Below are 4,141 nucleotides of genomic sequence, written 5' to 3'. Positions count from 1 at the left end.
CTTGCGGCCCACGATCCTCTTGCCCGCGTCGATGCCCTGGCTCCGGGCGGGAACACTGGTGGAGGTCTTGACGCTCTGCGCGTCGATCACGCAGGCCGACGGGTGGCGCTGTTTGCCTTCCTGCTGGCGTACCAACTCCCGCAGCAGCCTGTTGAGCTGGGCAAAGATGCCGTCGGTCTGCCATTTGGCGAAGTAGCCGTAGACCGTTTGATGCGGTGGGAAGTCGTGCGGGAGGTAGGCCCACTGACAGCCGGTGCGGTCCATGTACAGGATGGCGTTCATGATCTCGCGCAGCTCGTGCCGGGCGGCCGCAATCGCAGCATCGTCGTTGACACCCTCGGCCTGTTGCTGCTGGTCATGGTCACCGCCGACAGCGTCTCCGACAACGAGGCTGGCAAGCAGCTCCTCACCCACCTCGCCGCCAACCACCCCACCGTCACCAAGGCCTGGGTCGACACCGTTTGTGCGGCATGATGCCGGGCGTGGGTGCTGATCTATCGAAGCGTCTGGTTCCTGATGAACTCTGGGAGCTGGCCGCCCCGTTACTGCCGTCGTTCGCTGCTCGTCCGTAAGGTGGCGGGACCGCTCCGTGTGATGAGCGGGCCGTGTTCACGGCGGTGGTGTACGTGCTGACCAGCGGCTGTGCCTGGCGGCATCTGCCACACATGTTCGGCGCGTCGCCTGCCACCGCGCATCGCCGCTTCACGGTATGGACCGAGGCGGGTTTGTGGCGGCGGCTGCACCGGGTGGTGCTGAATGGGCTCGGTGCCCCAGGGGGAGTGGGGCTGGACGTCCGCGATCGTCGGCGGAGGTTCCTCAGGAACGACCCGACGCGAGAGATCGACCTTTACGATGCAACGCCATGCTGCACCATCCACGTGACACACCCTCTAAGTTAGCTACGCGGGGTCGAAGACCGGGGGATCAGCGCCACGCGTCATCGTGGAGAGGAACGCGAGAGCGTGCCCGGCACGCTCAAGCACCGGGCACGCTCGCCGTTACCGCCAACCCGGCGCGTTGTCTACCAGGCCGGAACGCCGCGTGACTGATTTAGTTCACTCTTCGATGAAACCCGTTGCTTCGTGAGCGTCGGTGACTGAAACGGCTTCCTCGAAGAGGTCCGCAGAGACCTGAACGGTGTTCTCGGTGCCCATTAAGTCCTCCTAGAGCCGGGGGGAACGGAAGAGACCATACTGGATTCTCACTCCCGTGCCAGTCATGCAACCGTCTGCACCGGAGTGAGCGCATCCGCATGATTGAATCATCATAACGACATTCCTTCATCACGGTCAACGCCCCACCCTCATCCAAAGAATAATTTCAGCCAGGCCACGGAACGGCTTCCTAGCGACCCCTGGGCTTGATCACGTGTGACGCTCTCTTGAAACCGAAAGTAGAATCCCCTATCATCCGCCCGGATGTGGGGTACTCTGCACCATTGCACGACGTTAACAGAGAACGCCTCACCGCCATGAGGGCGGCCGATCAGGGGGAGGTGCCGGAATGGTAATCCATGTTTTCACCGGGCCGACTATGGCAAAGGAGGTCGTAGCGGAATTGCTTCCGCATTGCGTCGTTCACTCTCCGGTGAAACACGGTGACTTCTTGCGGGCCGATCTTACCGAAGGCGACATTGCCCTTGTGGTGGACGGTCTCTACCACGGCAATCCTCCGATCCGCCACAAGGAGATCCTCCTTGCCATCTCTCGGGGCGTAACAGTTGTCGGTGCGGCCAGTATGGGCGCCTTGCGCGCTGCAGAACTTCACCCCTACGGGATGATCGGGATCGGTCGCGTATTTGAAATGTATCGCGATGGCGTCATCGATGCGGACGATGAGGTCGCCGTCGTTCACACCGAAGAGCCTCATTGGCGGATACTGAGCGAAGCTCTTGTCAATATCCGACATACCCTCATACTTGCCCGGGAGTCCGATATAGTCGACGAAAGGAATGCAGCGGAGCTATTGGAGATATCCCAGCATCTGTCCTACGCTCGGCGTTCATGGGCGTCAATCATACGGGAATCTAAGGTGCAAGGAGAGGAAATGTACGCGGCCGCCATGCGCGTACAGAGATTCGCAGCTACTTCCTCCAAGGCAGTCAATCTGAAGTTTCAGGATGCGATGGCGGGAATCCGGTTCGTCAAGACTCTGCCGATCAGCCCGGAGGGCCTGTGGCCAGACCGAAATTGGACTGAGGGCTGGCACACTGCCTACCTGCAAAGATGGATTCATCAATTCTCGGGGCGCGCTTGCGATAGCCGCTTTGTCAGCCTCTCCGCACGGTACGACTATCAGCGCCTATTCGCTGCCGACCAGCCCGCGCGATGGCGCCGCTACGCACTTTCCACCATCTCTGGAGAATCCGCAGATAAGCCTTTTGGGGAGCTCGAAGAAAGGGCGCTTGCAGTGGCCGAGCAGCTCGGAATTTCGCTGCCTCTGTTATCCGAGAGTCAAATCGGGCGATGGCTCACCCCAGAGGAAGTCTTCGGTCTCGCCGATCGGGAAAAGATCCTCGCGGTCCTCGTTCGCTCAACCCGATTTTCAGGCGAACTCGACGCCCCTGACTCACGGATTATTCTGCCTGATAAAGAATGCGTCAGATTGGAGATATCAGCCAGCATGAAGTTCAATGAACAGGTGGAAAGAAGGGGGTTTGCCAAGCATATCGACCATCTGAAGAGGGAGGTATTGATTCAGCATCTGAAAAAGATCTGGAACAAGCCCTCCTCTTGCGGTGGCCATGCTCTTCATGTAGCCGCATGGGACCGTGGCTTCACCTCTGGTGACGAGGCAACCCAAGCGCTCCGCCCATTCTTCCTCAGGCATTACCACAGAAGCCTAGGATCCGAGGAGAGGGAGGGATAAGTGGTTAAGCGCATGTCCAGATCACTCGGCGACAAGGTCTTTACCCTGGGAACGCACCGAGTGCGGCCCCCTGACGAGACCTGGATGATTATCAGCGGTTATCTTCCGCGCTACGGAATCACTCGCGTCGCGGACGTGACAGGGTTGGACATAATCGGCATTCCTGTGGCCGTCGCATATCGCCCCCTGGCGCGCACTCTTTCGGTTTCCCAAGGGAAGGGGCACACCCTTCTTCTGGCTAAAATATCTGCAGTCATGGAAGCCGTAGAGATGTGGCACGCGGAGTTCGCCTGCCCTCCGGTAGTGCATCGTGCAGTATCGGCCACCGCTCTCCACCTACCCTATGCTCTTGATCAATTGGACCACCATCCGGGAAGCCTGGTTCACTGCGCCAGTCCGCTGGACTGGGTCAGTGCCTCTGGACTCATCTCCGGTCGAAATATGGTTGTGCCCCGCGACTGCGTTCAATTAAAAAGCCGAACGGGTACCGAATGGAAATCTCCCGGTCTGCTCGTGAGCAGCAACGGGCTGGCCTCTGGGAATTCCTTCGCCGAAGGTGCCGTACACGCTGTGTACGAGGTCATGGAACGCGACGCTCTCAGTGGGCTACGCAGTACGCCCGACGATATTCGAACAAATATCCGCATCGACTCTATCGATGACCCTATATGTGCGCCCTTAATCGAACGAATTGCCAGTAGCCGCGTTTTCCTTGACGTCGCTTTGGTTGAGAATCGGTGGAACATCCCATGCTTCGCAGCTTTCGTCTGGAGTGAGGACTTTGCACTGCTCACCGCAGGATCCGGAGCCCACTCATCGCCGAGCGTTGCACTTTCCCGGGCCATCACCGAAGCCATACAGAGTCGACTCACTTATATCCATGGAGGCCGCGACGATATTGATGCCAGGTACTCGCATGTTCTTCGCGGAGCTACCGCGCGGCCTCAACATGACGGGCAGGCAAGAGATTATCCTAGCGTAACTGCGCCGTACCGGCAGAGCTTTGACAATGTCGAGACCGAGTTGGCTTGGGCCAGCGGTCAGATCGCCGCGATGTGTGGAAGTGAACCAATGGCGGTCGACTTGAGTACGAGCGATGAGTTCGCTGTTGTTAAGGTTATCTGCCCGGGGTTGTTTAGCAGTGCTCGGCACGCAATTCCCCGCCCTAACTATTGAGCCTCGATCCGCCGAGTGAATCCTGATTATCTGTTTCGGGTTATTGAATCTCTTTCATCCCGTTTCTTGGAGGGGGAAAGTGCTGGGCAGGGTGTGT

Annotated in this window: 2 protein-coding genes and 3 pseudogenes; 4 read left to right on the top strand and 1 reads right to left on the bottom strand. The window is 58.8% G+C overall.

The genetic code is table 11. The features are described 5' to 3' along the window. Positions 1-306 (bottom strand): annotated as a pseudogene (locus ACFWZ5_RS45180) (transposase); the annotation flags it as partial. Here ACFWZ5_RS45180 and ACFWZ5_RS45175 point away from each other — a divergent pair. The 4 genes and pseudogenes from ACFWZ5_RS45175 to ACFWZ5_RS45160 form a co-directional block, all read left to right on the top strand. After that, a pseudogene (locus tag ACFWZ5_RS45175) lies at positions 307-459 on the top strand (transposase); the annotation flags it as partial. Positions 460-587: 128 nt separating this feature from the next. Next, positions 588-899: pseudogene (locus ACFWZ5_RS45170) on the top strand (transposase); the annotation flags it as partial. A 634-nt stretch (positions 900-1,533) separates the two neighbouring features. Then, on the top strand, positions 1,534-2,868 hold the full coding sequence (locus tag ACFWZ5_RS45165) for a TfuA-like protein (RefSeq protein WP_384893006.1): 1,335 nt from the start codon (positions 1,534-1,536) through the stop codon (positions 2,866-2,868). Positions 2,869-2,880: 12 nt separating this feature from the next. Further along, a complete protein-coding gene (locus tag ACFWZ5_RS45160; protein ID WP_384893003.1) occupies positions 2,881-4,044 on the top strand; it encodes a YcaO-like family protein in 1,164 nt (387 codons plus the stop codon). The last annotated feature ends 97 nt before the right edge of the window (positions 4,045-4,141 follow it).

The sequence above is a fragment of the Streptomyces sp. NPDC059003 genome (assembly GCF_042740445.1).
Taxonomy (GTDB): domain Bacteria; phylum Actinomycetota; class Actinomycetes; order Streptomycetales; family Streptomycetaceae; genus Streptomyces.
The sequence above is the reverse complement of the archived record's forward strand: the minus strand, read 5'-3'. Positions and strand labels throughout refer to the sequence as shown.